Origin of the sequence: Wolbachia endosymbiont (group A) of Andrena helvola (genome assembly GCF_964028415.1) — a bacterium.
GTDB lineage: Bacteria > Pseudomonadota > Alphaproteobacteria > Rickettsiales > Anaplasmataceae > Wolbachia > Wolbachia pipientis.
In genome coordinates this window covers 759,977-773,930 of sequence record NZ_OZ034779.1, presented here as the reverse complement: position 1 = coordinate 773,930, position 13,954 = coordinate 759,977, and the positions used below count along the sequence as shown (strand labels likewise).

The following is a 13,954-nucleotide window of genomic DNA, read 5'->3' as shown; positions in this document are numbered from 1 at the left end:
GTCTTATGTTCAATTTTTTGCAGTATATAGATACTGTATGTCTTTACAAAACTTCATCTACATCTAGATTTTTATCTAAATAAGCTGAACGCGCTTATAAAGCGTTACAAGACATCAAAAAATGCCAATACTCGACAGAGATAGTAAAAGACTAGCTAACTCGGGGATTCTTTGTCTTTTTTTCTGCTTAGTAAATTTCTTAAACATTTGCAGCGTAGGTTAGTTGCAATTAAAAGCGGCTGAATCTCGCTTGTCAAGCGTTTAAAACATAAAAAACGCCAATATTTTAAAGCGGATAATAACCACGGGGCTTCTTTTGCCTTTTTTTTCATTTGGTAAATTTCTTAATATTTATAGCTAAACAACAACCGTCATCCCGCTACGTGTTAGCGGGATCTATGCTTTGAGATACCACGAATGAATCGCGGTATGACGGTGTAGATGATGGTTAAGTAATTCGTCATCCCGCTACGTGTTAGCGGGATCTATGCTTTGAGATACCGCGAATGAATCGCGGTATGACGGTGTAGATGATGGTTAAGTAATTCGTCATCCCGCTGCTTGTTAGCGGCTAAGAGATACCGCGAATGAATCGCGGTATGACGGTGTAATGATGGTTAAGTAATTCGTCATCCCGCTGCTTGTTAGCGGGATCTATGTTAAGGTATAGTAGGGGATCTATGTTAAGAGATACCGCGAATGAATCGCGGTATGACGGTGTAATGATGGTTAAGTATCCCGCTACGTGTTAGCGGGATCTATGTTAAGAGATACCGCGAATGAATCGCGGTATGACGGTTAAGTAGGGTGTCATTCCAGTGCTCCTTTTTTTGTCATCCCAGCGTCACGCGTTGGTTTCAACATTATATCATGAACTTTCTAAAATTCATTGAACTGTGCTTTCAAACGGTAGTGCCGGGGTGTGAGTATAACGATTATCAGTATATAAAAGTCATAGCAGATAGGCTGGAAGCGGCGAGCGCTGGTGAAGTGAAACGAATAATATTCAATATGCCTCCGCGCTCGATGAAGTCCATGTGCATAAGCGTTGCGTGGCCCGCATGGATACTGGGAAACCAACCAACTGCGAGAATAATAGTTGCAAGTTATTCTCAGCGGCTCAGCGAAAAGCACTCGCTCGACACCAGGTGCGTGATGCAGTCTAGTTGGTATAGAGCGCTATTTCCAGAGATAGAACTATCCAAAGACCAGAATACCAAATATAAATTTCAAACAGTGCAGAGAGGATACAGAATCGCAACATCAGTTGGTGGAACACTAACTGGTGAAGGTGGTGATTTTATCATTGTGGACGATCCGCTCAGTTCTGCTCAAGCTTTGAGTGAAACGCTTAGAAAGCGTGCCACAAACTGGTTTGATCAGACTTTAGTAACCAGGCTGAACGATAGAAAAAAAGGAGTCATCGTTCTTGTAATGCACAGGCTACACCAGGAGGACTTAACTGGACACCTTCTCTCCAAGCCAAAAAACATATGGCATCATATTTGTTTGCCAATGATTTCTGAAAATAAGCAGGTTATTTATTCAATCAAAAAGCCAATACCTCCCGTTCCTATCATCCGAGTAGCTCAGCACTGTGCGACCAGGCGATTATATAATAAACCAGCGTCACCTGTAAGGATATTATATTCAAGAGAAGAAGGTCAGTTGTTATATCCCCTCGATGGAGGAAAAGAAGAAGTTGAGATAATAAAAGCTGAACTTGGGAGTTACGCTTTTGCTGCTCAATATCAACAAAACCCTCTGCCGCTTTCAAGTGGTATAGTCAAACGAGAGTGGCTAAAGCGCTATAAAAATGTTCCTGATAATCTCTCGCATGTAACACAAAGTTGGGATACTGCGGTTTCAACAAGCGACATGAGCAACTTTAGTGTCTGCACCACCTGGGCAAAAATAGATAATAAATTCTATTTACTTGATGTATATCGCGCAAAGCTTGAGTATCCAAAGCTTAAAGAACAGGTTTTGTCACTAGCTGCAAGATGGACGCCACACGCAATTTTAATCGAAGCAAAAACAAGTGGTCAACAATTGGTGCAAGAGCTAAAGACAAACAGTGATTTACCGATTATTGAAATAGTGCCACATGATGACAAGCTCACTCGATTTCATCAAATTGTTCCGATTATAGAGTCTGGCAAGGTTTTTCTGCCACATCAAGCAGTATGGCTGAACGATTTTGAGTATGAGATTTTAATGTTTCCTGAAACGCGCCACGACGACCAAGTGGACAGTACCGTGCAATATTTGCAGTGGGTGAGAAACAGTACCTCCAGGGTTGCAGCTATACGAGCATTGTGATTTGAGTCTACCAGTACTGGGATGACAGCTAGGAGACAACCGTCATCCCGCTACTTATTAGCGGCTGAGATACCGCAGCGGTATGACGGTTCGCGGCGGCATGACGATAAGCTCGTCATCCCGCTTTGTTAGCGGCTGAGATACCGCGGCGGTATGACGGTTCGCGGCGGCATGACAATAAGCTCGTCATTCCGCTACTCGTTAGCGGAATCTATGCTGAGATATCGCGGCGGTATGACGTAGGGAAACCTTTCTTGGGTTAGCTATATCAATAGCATTGCTTTAAAAAGAGTGCCCATATTTTCAGTCAACCTTAGGAATTCACTAAAGATCCTATTCTTTTGTTCATCACTTGCGTTTTTCATTAAAGCCTGGGTTCTTTCTTTTATGCCAAAAAGATATAAAAATTCCCTTTGAGTTAAAATCTCACAATCTACATGCTTTAATGAATCTCTTAACGCTTGAAAGTTCACAAGTGCGGTAATATCACTATTACCAACATTCTCAAGAAAATTAGCATACTTATGTTGTTTTATCGATTGCAAAGTGCTCTTATATGCGGGGTATACATAACCGTAATCTACAATCAAAGCAGCTCCTTTATTATTATATATCTTCTTCTCAAGTTTTTTTAATATTTCAACCCCAACTGAACATATTTCCACCACTGCACCATTAAAAAATTTTCCATTTGTCATCTGAGTAGCTGACACTGGAATCCATGATTCTTTTTTTCTGGATTCCAGTGTCACGCACTGGCATGACACCAAGAGACTGCCATCATCTTGTTTTGTCACCATATTTTCATACCACCCCTCATCATGATATACAAACTGATCTATCGGAAGAGCGTCAAAGAACTCATTTGCTAAAAAAATGGTTGGTTGTTCTGGTAGGTTGTCAATATTTTTGTGCCAATTAACATCTAAGCTTTTTAATTTTTCCTTTTGTATCTTCCGTAAAGTAGGGCTTATTTCAACTAAGTGGATCAACATTGAATTAAAAAAGCTGCTGTACTTTTTAGTGACTCTTATTATATCGTGAATGAGTGTTCCTTTGCCTGGCCCAAGTTCAACTAGAGAAAATTTTGATGGCTTTCCTAATTTTTCCCATGTATGCATTATCCAAACTGCAATTACTTCACCAAATAATTGGCTGATCTCAGGTGCGGTAGTAAAATCACCATCCTTACCAAGCGGTAATTTACTTGTATAATAGCCGTATTTTTCATGGTACAAAACGGCATTCATGAAATCACTGATGGATATTGATCCTTGACTTTTGTCAATTAATTCGTGTATATAAGTGAGCATGTTATTAATAAATGTTTAACTATAGCGTGCCATAATATAAAATAGTAGAGTATTTATATATATAGTATAAACTTAAGTTTGTGAGTAATAGTGCTTCAGTTATGGACGACAAAAACACCGATTATGTTGCCCTTATACCTCAAGATGATAGTATTGAATACAAATTTGAAGAAGCTGTCAATTTTATAGAAAACAAGGTTATAAATGCTGATGGGCTAACTTTAGCGGAAGTGTTTCAAGTGCTAGTTCAAATGCTAAATGGTGATCTAGAATTGGTAAAAAAAGTACTAGCATGTGCTAATATTATGGCAAAGCATGGAATGAAGGTAGCAAAAGAGTCGCAATTAAGCAGAGCTGATGTTCGACGAGCTTTGGAAGGTAGAGAAAGTGTTGTCAATAGACAAGATTTTATAAAGAAACCACCTCTTCCACCTGCTATAAAATCGACCAAAAAGAAAAGTAGAGGTCTTTAGATGGCTGAATCTATAAAAAAATTTACTGTACAATGTGACTTCAAAGGACAAAGTTCACCTTTTGCAATATACATAGGAAATCCAAAAAGTGATGCTCATCCAATTCATCATCAAGATTCCTGGCTTGTAAAAGAACGTGGAGGGAATATTCCTAATAAAGTAAAAGAAAGTCTACAAAAATTATATAAACTATCTCAAGAAAATGGAGTCTCTTTCTCAGAGTTATGCGCGTATGCCATTACTGTGGTTAGTAATAATGATAAAAAAAGTGACGACAAGGAGTAAGATAGTTTAATCCCTCAATATTTCATTTATAGAGATTTTCGATCTCGTCTTTTCATCCACTTTTTTTACTATGACTGCACAATAGGTTGAAATATTATTTTTAGATGGAATAGACCCTGGTACCACTACAGAATAAGGTGGCACTTCGCCGTAAAATACCTTGCTAGTTTCTCTATCAATAATCTTTGTTGATGCCCCAATAAACACGCCTATGCCAAGGACTGATCCTTCTCTCACTACCACACCCTCGGCCACTTCGCTACGTGCTCCAATAAAGCAATTATCTTCTATAATGACAGGTGAAGCTTGAATAGGCTCAAGAACTCCACCTATTCCCACTCCACCGGAAATATGACAGTTTTTTCCTATTTGCGCACAGCTACCAATCGTTGACCAGGTATCTATCATTGTTCCTGAATCAACATATGCACCAACGTTGATAAAACTTGGCATTAGAACAACATTTGTACCTATATAAGCAGATCGGCGAACAAAACACCCAGGAACTGCTCTAATTTTTAACTGGCGAAATTTCTCCTCATTCCATTCACTAAATTTGTTACCGATCTTATCAAACCAGCAATTGGTATTGTCTATTATTTTGCTTTCTTCAGTGAGAAAATGTAATAATATTGCCTGCTTTATCCACTTATGTACTACCCATTCTCCACTTGATAGCTTTTCTGCTACTCTAATTTTGCCACTATCAAGGAGCTCAATTACCTCTTTAATTGCTATTCTTGCTGTTTTCTTTAGATTACAGTCATTAAATTTTTCTCTATTTTTCCAAATATCTTTTATCTCACTCTGTGTTTTTTTTAGTTGCAAACCTTCCATTTGTTATATATATATTGATATTAAATTTGTAGCTCGTATCATTTGGGCTTGTTACTACTTATATGTAAGTGCTATGAAAATACAATGTAATAGTTGTACTAAAACTTACTTAGTATCTCCTAAGCAAATAGGTGCATCTGGAAGAAAGGTAAAATGTACGAACTGCAATCACATATGGCATGAATATCTAGAAGAAGTGTCAAACAAACAGCACTCTGCTAATATACAGGAAAAAAAAGTTAGTGGAAGGAATTTTTTACAAAATCTAGCATTTACCACTCTAGCTTTTGCAACAGCTACAGGGTTATGCGTCGTAATTGCTAACGGCATCTTTCCTAGAGAGATGAACAAAGCATACAAAACGATCAGTTTATACAAGGATTCAATAAGCTATAAATTAGGGTACAAAAAAGAACAAACAGAAAGTCCAAATGTAAAAAAACTTGCTGTAAATAAGTTTTATCAAGACTACCTTTTTTTATCTAATTTAAGATCTAGTTAAATAGGCATACCGATATCGGTCTCTAGCTACTCAGATGGTGCTTAGGGTGACAGAGTTTTAAAAATAAGTTATTTTTTAGCAAAAAAGGCAGCTCATGAGTATTAAAATTGCACCTTCTATACTTTCAGCAGATTTTGCAAAATTAGGGGAAGAAGTAAGAAAAATTAGCGATTTAGGTGTGGATTACATACACATAGACGTTATGGATGGGAATTTCGTTCCAAATATTACAATTGGTCCTAGCGTTGTTTCTGCAATACGTAAATATAGCAATCTTCCTTTTGATGTGCATTTAATGGTCACATCTCCTGGTAACCACATTGAAAGCTTTATAAATGCTGGTGCTGATATTATCACTGTACATGCAGAAGCAGAGATACACCTTGAGAGGTTGATAAGAAAGATAAAGTCATACAAAAATGTAAACGACGAAAAAAAACCGATTCAAGTTGGAGTTTCAATTGTTCCTTCAACTTCTCCAAGTGTGCTTGAATACATAATACATGAGCTAGATATTGTGCTGATTATGACAGTCAACCCTGGCTTTGGAGGACAGGAATTCATTCATTCACAGTTGAACAAGATATCTACTATAAAAAAAATGATACAGGAGCGTAATCTTAAAACACAAATTTCAGTAGATGGTGGAATTAACTTTTCTAACGCAGCTGATATAATAAAAGCAGGTGCTGATATTTTAGTTGCGGGATCGGCGATATTCAAGGCTGAAGATATTAAGAAGGCCGTAAACGATCTTAAAAATCTATTGTTGTGACCCTATATAGCTAAAGTGGCTTAGGTTTACCTACAATTTGAAAAACAACAAATTCGTCATTCCGCTACTCGTTAGCGGAATCTATGCTGAGATACCGCGGCGGTATGACGTAGAAAAACCTTTCTTGGGTTGTATCCGTTCAGCTAAGCGGTGTGAGAGATGATAGATAAGAGGTTTTGGAAAGCCCATTTGTTTCCATGTCAAGTATAATGAAATTATCCGTTCAAGTTCCCCGCTTCGATTGGGTAAAATATGAATTTTTGCGATAAACGACATAATGCCGTATCTGCTGTTCAGCATGGTTGTTTGTCAGCGGAATGTTTTCTGGGTCATCTAAAAAATTCCACATTATTCTTTCAGATTTCAAAATATTTTTTGCAACTCGAGAAGCTCCAATTGCTTCAGGTAAACGGCTTCAAGTAATACCTTGTACGTTTTCGCAATTTTCTGGCACGTCTGGTAAATCTAAAAACATCTATCTCATTTTTTAGCAAGGCCTTTTTTAGTGCAAATAATTCAGTGGCTACGTTTCTTAAGTAACAGCCCAGAACTTTAACTTCAACTATGTGCTAATCTTTCAAAATCTCTTGATAAATGTGCCCAACAGATTTGCCTGTTCTTATCGGCAAAGTAGTTGTATGCTGCGTACCTGTCGTAAGCTATTGCGATTGCAGAACTTACTATTTTGTAAAACCTTCATTTCTTTTGACTCTGTCAATTTTATAAAACTTGCTGTATTACTGGCAAACATCCAGCACCAACCAAGTTTACCTTTGTTATAATGGCTCGTTTCATCGATATGCAGAACTTCACTTTTACTTACTTCTTGCTCGATTTGCTCATATGCTTCTTGGCATTTTTCTGCAACTCTAGCCTCGCTATTTGACACGCTACCAACACTGATGTCCAGGTTGAAAATATTTTTTATAATATTTGCTACTTCTCTTTTCGAGTTCTTGTAAAATCCGCTCAGCGCCGCGATTGTTGACTTAACTTTTGGACCAAATGTATCCGCAGTAACACCTTCTGGTAGCCTGCTACTTTTTCTTTTTCCACACTTGCAACAGCGGCCATTGGTATTCCACAACATAAGCTGGCAAATCAACTTTTTGATGAATGTATGGCTCTTTCGATATCGCAATTTCTCCTCCGCACTCGCAAGAACTCTATTTTCACCACTTCATCTGCTTCCATTTTAGGGCGATACTTTCCTTCATGCCCAATCTGTGCCCCTATTTTCCTGTCACTTTTTTTCTTTTTCTTCTTTAACTTGTATAACTCTTTTGAGCTCGGTATCGATGAATTTTGTGAATTCAGACCTAGTCTTTCTTTCAATTCAGCATTTTCGATTCTTAGCGCCTTATTCTCAGATCTAAAATTTTCGTTTTCTATCTCTAACCTCTTTATCTCTGCTTTTAGTTGCTCTATCTCTATTTTAAAGCTTTCACAGAGCTTGAGAAGACTAGCTAGTAGATCAGACATATTTACCACACATACTACTTGTGATATTATGTTTTTAGCACTCCTTGTCTACTTTTTATTTTACCGCTCCGCTGAACGGATACCTTTTTTTTACTGTTTGAGTATGTAAGGATTATGACGACCTATCCCAAACCTCAACTATATCCTCACTAAACTCTATTATCTTTGTTTTTTTAAACTGATAACAGTTGTTAATGAATTGAATCCCTAAATCTCCTACAAAAGGAGTGGCATCATTGCCTAAAATTTTACCACTGCGGCATATTATCAACCTGTCGATTAAATTACACTTTAATAGTTCTGTGATTAACACTCCTCCACCTTCAACTAATAATCTTGTTATACCAATTTCTGAAACAAGTTTTAATGCCATGTCCTTTAGGCAAACCTTACCTGCGTTGCTTGAATTAACTACTAAGTAGTTAATGTTTTTTATTTTTTTCTCTACTTCTTTATTTGTGATGACCCAAGTTATTACTTTGTCTGCAGTCTTTGCAATGTTATGCTCTTCCTTTAATCTCCCTTGGCTATCTATAATTAGCCTTATTGGCGATCTACTTCCAAGTCCTGGTAATCTGCAAGTTAAGAGTGGATCATCATTAATAAGAGTATTGCTGCCGATCATAATTGCATCATATTTCGTTCTGAGCTCATGCACCCAGTTTCTCGTATTTTCACTTGTTATCCATTTGCTATCGCCTGTAAATGTTGCGATTTTTCCGTCAAGAGTTGTTGCGACTTTGCAAGCTATAAATGGTCTATGTAATTCTTTAGTGGTGAAAAAACCGACATTCAGTTCTTCTGTTTCTTTTTGCATAATACCTTGCTCAACTTCAATTCCTGCTTCTTTCAGAGCTTTAATGCCTCCACCTGAAACTCTACTATCTGGGTCAATAGTTGCAATTACTACTCTTTTTATGCTAGCTTTTATGATTTTTGCAGTGCAAGGCCCCGTGACTCCGTGATGACAACATGGCTCAAGAGTGATATATATAGTTGCGCCATGAGTTGAATCTTTAGCGTTTTGCAAAGCGACTACCTCCGCATGCGGACGCCCACCAATCCCTGTGTATCCCTCACTAACAATTGTACCATCCTTTACAATAACACACCCGACAGCAGGATTTGGTGCAACATTTCCAAGATTTTTTTCTGCAAGCCTTAATGCAATTGACATGAAATGATCATCAGTCATTAGAAAGAAGTCATTTCGTATGAGGTATCAAAAATTCTTCTGTGCTCGTGTATAGCAAATCTATCTGTCATACCTGAGATATAGTCACATATTATTACTGAACGCTGAGATTCACAAGCGAGTTTGCTCCACTCTGTGGGAAGTAATCCTGGGTTTTCATAAAAACATTGAAAGAGTTCCTGTATTATGCGTTTTGCTTTGTTCATCGTTCTACTCAGTTTATAGCTTCTGTATATTTTCTCCATGTTGAATCTTTTCATTTCTTTTGTAGCATTCGCAACTTCTGGTGAAAATGTGACTAGCATTTTATTTAGACTTCTTACGTCTTCTACGCTTTTTATTTTGTGATCTTCAATATTTCTTTCAGTCTGAGAAACAACATCACTTATCATAGTTCCTATAGTTCCACTCAGTGATTCATGTATGAGTTTGCTCTGAGGCAATTCTGAATATCTGCTCCTTATGTCTTTAAACATTTTTTCAATTAAAGGAACATTCAGCAAATCTTCGATGGTTACTAAATTCGCCCTGAGTGCATCATCAAGATCGTGAACACTGTAAGCAATATCATCGGCAATTGAAGCAACTTGCGCTTCAATGCTTGAAAATTCTTCAAGTTTTAGATCATATTTTTTGTTGTATTCTAATAACAGCTGATTACTTGTAGAAGACTCCGCGTTTTGACCAAGCAAGGGACCGTTATGTTTTGCAACTCCTTCAATCACCTCCCAACTTAGATTCATACCATCAAAATCAGCATGTTTTTGTTCAAGATAAGTTAAAATCCTTATAGCTTGAACATTATGATCAAACTCATACTTCTCATTATCAAGATTCAAATCTTGAACTGATTTCTTTAGAGCATCTTCACCTGCATGACCAAATGGAGGATGACCAAGATCATGTGCGAGCGCTATGCATTCAGTGATATCCTCATTTAAGCCAAGTCTACGCGCAATGGACCTTGCAATTTGTGCAACTTCAAGGCTATGAGTAAGCCGAGTGCGATAGTAGTCGTGCTCATAATTGATAAAAACTTGTGTTTTGTACTCCAACTTTCTAAACGCATTAGAGTGAATGATACGGTCCCTATCACGCTGAAAGCAGCTGCGATTCTCATCTTCTGGCTCTTTGAAGTATCTCCCTTTTGTTTTGCTTGGAAAACATGCATAATTTAATAGAAAATTATTGTTTGACATGTAAAATTTCTACTATAATAAGTTATCAATAATAAACGGTGGTTACTATGTCAACAAATTACAACATCAACTTAACTGATAATGCACTAAAAAAAATCCACTCTCTTGCAGAGCAGGAAGGAGATAAGAGTTCCGTTTTACGGGTTGCAGTTTCAGGCGGTGGATGTTCTGGCTTCAAATACAATTTTCTTATGGATCAAATGAATAAAAATCTATCTTTGGATGATGAAGACGATGATTACGATGATGAGTTTGATGACGAAGACGAAGATGATGACTATGAAGAAAGTGAGGACTATAGAAGCCACTCCAGTTTTAGCGAAAAAGGTAAAGATATAGTAATTAATGATGAAAATGGAAACCCTGTATTAATGGTTGATAATTGTTCAGCAAAATTTTTAAATAACTCAGTTATAGATTATACTGAGGATCTCAGTGGTTCTGGTTTTCAAATAAAGAATGCCTTTGCTAAGTCTCAATGTGGTTGTGGTAACAGTTTTTCGGTTTAATTATTACTAAAACTTAGATGCCTTCTGGATCTTTTAAACATGGGTGGTAATGTAGCACTAGAACTAACTTCCGTAGATAAAAGCTTCAAGAACAATTCTGCTGTTGTAAAGGATATCAACTTAAGTGTCACAAGAGGGCAAGTAGTAGCGCTGATTGGCGATTCAGGTGCAGGGAAAACAACTATATTGCAAATCGCAGGCTTGTTGGACAAGCCAACTTCAGGTATAGTTACGATAGATGGAATAAATTGCACACAAGCCAGTAATAAGCATAAAACTCATGTAAGAAGAAATTTTCTTAGTTTTGTTTATCAATTTCACTATTTGTTACAAGAGTTATCGGTGTTGGAAAATATTATGCTTCCTCAACTCATTGCAGGAAAAAGCAAAGCTGAAGCAAAAAAAAATTCGCAAGCAATGTTGGAAAAATTTGGTCTGGAAAACAAAGCAAGTAGCATGGTATCTGAAGTTTCGGGTGGGGAAAGGCAGAGAGTTGCAATTGCAAGAAGCATTGTAAATTCTCCAAAGCTTTTACTTGCAGATGAGCCAACAGGAAATTTAGATCCAACAAATTCTTTTAAGGTGTTTTTACTGCTACATTCATACGTAAAGGAAAATAACAGCTCTATGCTTATAGTAACACACAATCATCTCCTTGCAGAAAAGGCAGACTGCATTTTCCAATTGAGAGATCGATCATTAGTGAAGTTGTGAATAGGAAAAATAGCACAATTTCTATGCCCTATACTTATCTAACCAATGATCATTAACAGAGTACAACTCGCATGAAATGCTTTCATTGCTTTTTATACACGGACTTTTTAACTTACGCTGTTTACTTAGGGAACACCCCGATAACATAAACACAGCTAAAACAAAAAATAATAGCTTTTTAAACATAACAAAACCTTTTCATTTATATTACTACACTCATTTCTCTTGTTTGTAAAGATTAGGCATATTCTTTTACCCTTACCTCTTTTTTGACCTTTTGAGAAGAAATAGTTGCACTATTCAAGCGCAGTTTTATATAATTGTCCACGATTTGAGTCACTTCCTCTTCTTTATCCTTTAGAAAGTGATTAGTATCATCTATTATATAGTATTTCATGTGATCACTTCTTACTGAATTTATCAACCTTTTTGCTAATTCTGTTACATCGCTTTCTTCTGAGATTGTATCATTACTGCTTTGTATTATAAGCCCAGAAACTGGACAGGGAGAAAGAAAAGAAAAATCGTACTTAGTTACCGGAAGAGAAAGAGCAATAAAACCCACTATCTCAGGGCGGCGCATTGTTAGCTGCATAGCCACCCATGCTCCAAAAGAAAAACCAGCGATCCAAATTGGAACATTGCTAGGATTATGTTCCTGAAGCCAATCAATGGCTACCGCAGCGTCAGTTAATTCTCCTATACCCTTATCAAAAGTTCCGGTAGATTTTCCCACACCACGAAAGTTAATTTTCAATGCAGAAAAATTGTTATCGATAAAAGACGTATATGTACTATGTACAATTTTACTATCCATATTACCACCATATTGAGGATGATGATGTAAAACCAGCACAACCGGCGCGTTGGCATCTTTGCTTTGGTGGTATTCACCTTCTATCTTTCTTGTTGCATTATTCAAAAAAACTTCAACCATGGTAACCCCTAATAAGAACCCGCTTGACAGGTATTAATGACGTGAGTTATTAATTATGTATTAATTTCGCTGTTTTTGCAATAAATTTTTTATCGTGTTAAAGCTAACGTACATAGTTATGGCTATAGTTGATGGTAAACTTATTTAAGTGACAGATGAGTCCATTCTCTTTAGAAAATAGTGGTTGCGTATATGCTGATTACAATGCAACTGCTCCAATTAGTGAAAATGTAAAAAAAAGTATATTTGAGGTCTTGTCAAAACAAACGCTCAATCCATCATCACTACATAAGAGAGGACAAGAAGCGAGGAAGATTCTTCAGGATGCAAGAGATAACGTACGTGGTGCTATTGGCGTTTCAAGTGATAAAGAAATAGTTTTTACGTCTGGTGCAACTGAAGCGAATAACCTTGTTATGAGAGGAATAGCAGGCTACCTGCATATAATTTCAGCTATAGAGCATCCTTCAATTCTTAATTCTGCATGTAATCCATATATAATACCTGTTAATCAGGAGGGCATTGTTGACTTTTTAGAGCTAGAAAAAATTCTAAGCGAACTTAAAGGAAACAAAGCAATAGTTTCAGTTATGATGGCAAATAACGAAACCGGAGTTATTCAACCTATTGAGGAAATGGCTAAAATAGTACACAAGTTTGGAGCAATTTGCCACACTGACACTGCTCAAAGTGTTGGGAAAATTAAAGTTAATATGGAAGATTTAGGAGTGGATTTACTCACTTTATCCGCCCATAAATTTGGCGGTGTAGCAGGCAGTGGAGTTTTAATATTCAATAAAGAACTTGCGATAGAACCTATTATAATAGGTGGTGGACAAGAGAAGGGATTTCGTGGTGGTACGGAAAATATTGTTGCGATTGCAGGCCTTTCTGCTGCACTGCAAAATATTCCAGACCTTCTATCAAAAATGGATGAAGTAAAGGAGCTACGTGATCAATTAGAGTGTGAATTATTAAATCTTGTCAGTGACATAAGAATCTTCGGTAAAAACTCTAAGAGGCTGCCAAACACAAGTTTTATTTATATGCCAGGAGTAAAGAGTGATGTGCAGCTTATGCATTTTGACTTGAATCATATTGCAGTTAGTAATGGCTCCGCATGTTCTTCTGGAAAAGTTGAGCCTTCCCATGTTTTGCTTGCAATGGGGGCAACAAAAGAGCAAGCAGAGTGTTCAATTAGAATCAGTATAGGTCCAGAAACTAAACCACAAGACATAAAAAAAATAGTGGATTGTTGGTATAATATCTACAAGCAGAACACCTTGGTATAGATAATACGTGGTATCATGCAGGCACTGGCCGAGCATTAGATGTAAAAAATTACTTTACAACCCCGCGGTATCTCTAGATCCCGCTAACAAGCAGCGGGATGACGGTTGTTAGGCTAGCT

Annotated in this window: 13 protein-coding genes and 1 pseudogene; 8 read left to right on the top strand and 6 right to left on the bottom strand. The window is 37.2% G+C overall.

Annotated features, from left to right (window positions below; all coding sequences use genetic code 11):
- The first annotated feature begins 870 nt into the window (after nt 1-870).
- A complete protein-coding gene (gene terL / locus ABWU73_RS04045) occupies nt 871-2,322 on the top strand; it encodes a phage terminase large subunit (RefSeq protein WP_265017706.1) in 1,452 nt (483 codons plus the stop codon).
- 263 nt (nt 2,323-2,585) lie between these two features.
- Here terL and ABWU73_RS04040 read toward each other — a convergent pair whose 3' ends face one another.
- Nucleotides 2,586-3,635 (bottom strand): class I SAM-dependent methyltransferase, encoded by a 1,050-nt coding sequence (locus tag ABWU73_RS04040; protein ID WP_264329519.1) that lies wholly within the window; start codon nt 3,633-3,635, stop codon nt 2,586-2,588.
- A gap of 101 nt (nt 3,636-3,736) precedes the next feature.
- Here ABWU73_RS04040 and ABWU73_RS04035 point away from each other — a divergent pair, with 101 nt between their 5' ends.
- Together ABWU73_RS04035 and ABWU73_RS04030 are read left to right on the top strand one after the other, a co-directional pair.
- On the top strand, nt 3,737-4,108 hold the full coding sequence (locus ABWU73_RS04035) for a hypothetical protein (RefSeq protein WP_022626336.1): 372 nt from the start codon (nt 3,737-3,739) through the stop codon (nt 4,106-4,108).
- Complete coding sequence (locus ABWU73_RS04030; RefSeq protein ID WP_010962783.1) at nt 4,109-4,393, top strand: DUF2610 domain-containing protein; 285 nt, start codon at nt 4,109-4,111, stop codon at nt 4,391-4,393.
- Nucleotides 4,394-4,399: 6 nt separating this feature from the next.
- On the opposite strand, the gene dapD is transcribed toward ABWU73_RS04030, so the two are convergent.
- Nucleotides 4,400-5,230, bottom strand: coding sequence for a 2,3,4,5-tetrahydropyridine-2,6-dicarboxylate N-succinyltransferase (dapD, locus tag ABWU73_RS04025; protein WP_264329520.1), 831 nt, complete (start codon nt 5,228-5,230; stop codon nt 4,400-4,402).
- A 73-nt stretch (nt 5,231-5,303) separates the two neighbouring features.
- On the opposite strand from dapD, the gene ABWU73_RS04020 reads away from it, so the two are divergent.
- Both ABWU73_RS04020 and rpe read left to right on the top strand, forming a co-directional pair.
- Nucleotides 5,304-5,732, top strand: coding sequence for a zinc-ribbon domain-containing protein (locus tag ABWU73_RS04020; protein ID WP_182366253.1), 429 nt, complete (start codon nt 5,304-5,306; stop codon nt 5,730-5,732).
- A 94-nt stretch (nt 5,733-5,826) separates the two neighbouring features.
- Nucleotides 5,827-6,507, top strand: a complete 681-nt coding sequence (rpe, locus tag ABWU73_RS04015) for a ribulose-phosphate 3-epimerase (RefSeq protein ID WP_007549508.1) — start codon at nt 5,827-5,829, stop codon at nt 6,505-6,507.
- 143 nt (nt 6,508-6,650) lie between these two features.
- On the opposite strand, the pseudogene tnpC reads toward rpe, so the two are convergent.
- The 3 genes and pseudogenes from tnpC to ABWU73_RS04000 all read right to left on the bottom strand — a co-directional run bounded on the left by tnpC (nt 6,651) and on the right by ABWU73_RS04000 (nt 10,383).
- Nucleotides 6,651-7,989 (bottom strand): annotated as a pseudogene (gene tnpC, locus ABWU73_RS04010) (IS66 family transposase).
- Between the two features lie 112 nt (nt 7,990-8,101).
- Nucleotides 8,102-9,184, bottom strand: a complete 1,083-nt coding sequence (gene ribD / locus ABWU73_RS04005; RefSeq protein ID WP_264329521.1) for a bifunctional diaminohydroxyphosphoribosylaminopyrimidine deaminase/5-amino-6-(5-phosphoribosylamino)uracil reductase RibD — start codon at nt 9,182-9,184, stop codon at nt 8,102-8,104.
- A complete protein-coding gene (locus ABWU73_RS04000; protein WP_065106726.1) occupies nt 9,184-10,383 on the bottom strand; it encodes a deoxyguanosinetriphosphate triphosphohydrolase in 1,200 nt (399 codons plus the stop codon). The genes ribD and ABWU73_RS04000 overlap by 1 nt, the downstream gene beginning before the upstream one ends.
- Before the next feature lie 47 nt (nt 10,384-10,430).
- On the opposite strand from ABWU73_RS04000, the gene ABWU73_RS03995 reads away from it, so the two are divergent.
- On the top strand, nt 10,431-10,892 hold the full coding sequence (locus ABWU73_RS03995; RefSeq protein WP_164224387.1) for a HesB/IscA family protein: 462 nt from the start codon (nt 10,431-10,433) through the stop codon (nt 10,890-10,892).
- Nucleotides 10,893-10,931: 39 nt separating this feature from the next.
- Nucleotides 10,932-11,606: an ABC transporter ATP-binding protein gene (locus tag ABWU73_RS03990; RefSeq protein ID WP_007549198.1), complete on the top strand. Its 675-nt coding sequence runs from the start codon at nt 10,932-10,934 to the stop codon at nt 11,604-11,606.
- 238 nt (nt 11,607-11,844) lie between these two features.
- Here ABWU73_RS03990 and ABWU73_RS03980 read toward each other — a convergent pair whose 3' ends face one another.
- Nucleotides 11,845-12,543 carry an alpha/beta hydrolase gene (locus tag ABWU73_RS03980; RefSeq protein WP_209473125.1) on the bottom strand — a complete coding sequence of 233 codons (699 nt, stop codon included), beginning with the start codon at nt 12,541-12,543 and terminating at the stop codon, nt 11,845-11,847.
- Nucleotides 12,544-12,698: 155 nt separating this feature from the next.
- On the opposite strand from ABWU73_RS03980, the gene ABWU73_RS03975 reads away from it, so the two are divergent.
- Nucleotides 12,699-13,835 carry a cysteine desulfurase family protein gene (locus ABWU73_RS03975; RefSeq protein WP_264329523.1) on the top strand — a complete coding sequence of 379 codons (1,137 nt, stop codon included), beginning with the start codon at nt 12,699-12,701 and terminating at the stop codon, nt 13,833-13,835.
- The last annotated feature ends 119 nt before the right edge of the window (nt 13,836-13,954 follow it).

Bases quoted from the DNA above. Each gene is read 5' to 3' on its own strand.
- ABWU73_RS04000 (WP_065106726.1), bottom strand. From the start codon at position 10,383: ATGTCAAACAATAATTTTCTATTAAATTATGCATGTTTTCCAAGCAAA.
- ABWU73_RS04035 (WP_022626336.1), top strand. From the start codon at position 3,737: ATGGACGACAAAAACACCGATTATGTTGCCCTTATACCTCAAGATGAT.
- ABWU73_RS03995 (WP_164224387.1), top strand. From the start codon at position 10,431: ATGTCAACAAATTACAACATCAACTTAACTGATAATGCACTAAAAAAA.
- ABWU73_RS04030 (WP_010962783.1), top strand. From the start codon at position 4,109: ATGGCTGAATCTATAAAAAAATTTACTGTACAATGTGACTTCAAAGGA.
- ABWU73_RS03975 (WP_264329523.1), top strand. From the start codon at position 12,699: ATGAGTCCATTCTCTTTAGAAAATAGTGGTTGCGTATATGCTGATTAC.
- ABWU73_RS04040 (WP_264329519.1), bottom strand. From the start codon at position 3,635: ATGCTCACTTATATACACGAATTAATTGACAAAAGTCAAGGATCAATA.
- ABWU73_RS03990 (WP_007549198.1), top strand. From the start codon at position 10,932: ATGGGTGGTAATGTAGCACTAGAACTAACTTCCGTAGATAAAAGCTTC.
- ABWU73_RS03980 (WP_209473125.1), bottom strand. From the start codon at position 12,543: ATGGTTGAAGTTTTTTTGAATAATGCAACAAGAAAGATAGAAGGTGAA.
- ABWU73_RS04020 (WP_182366253.1), top strand. From the start codon at position 5,304: ATGAAAATACAATGTAATAGTTGTACTAAAACTTACTTAGTATCTCCT.
- ribD (WP_264329521.1), bottom strand. From the start codon at position 9,184: ATGACTGATGATCATTTCATGTCAATTGCATTAAGGCTTGCAGAAAAA.
- dapD (WP_264329520.1), bottom strand. From the start codon at position 5,230: ATGGAAGGTTTGCAACTAAAAAAAACACAGAGTGAGATAAAAGATATT.
- rpe (WP_007549508.1), top strand. From the start codon at position 5,827: ATGAGTATTAAAATTGCACCTTCTATACTTTCAGCAGATTTTGCAAAA.
- terL (WP_265017706.1), top strand. From the start codon at position 871: ATGAACTTTCTAAAATTCATTGAACTGTGCTTTCAAACGGTAGTGCCG.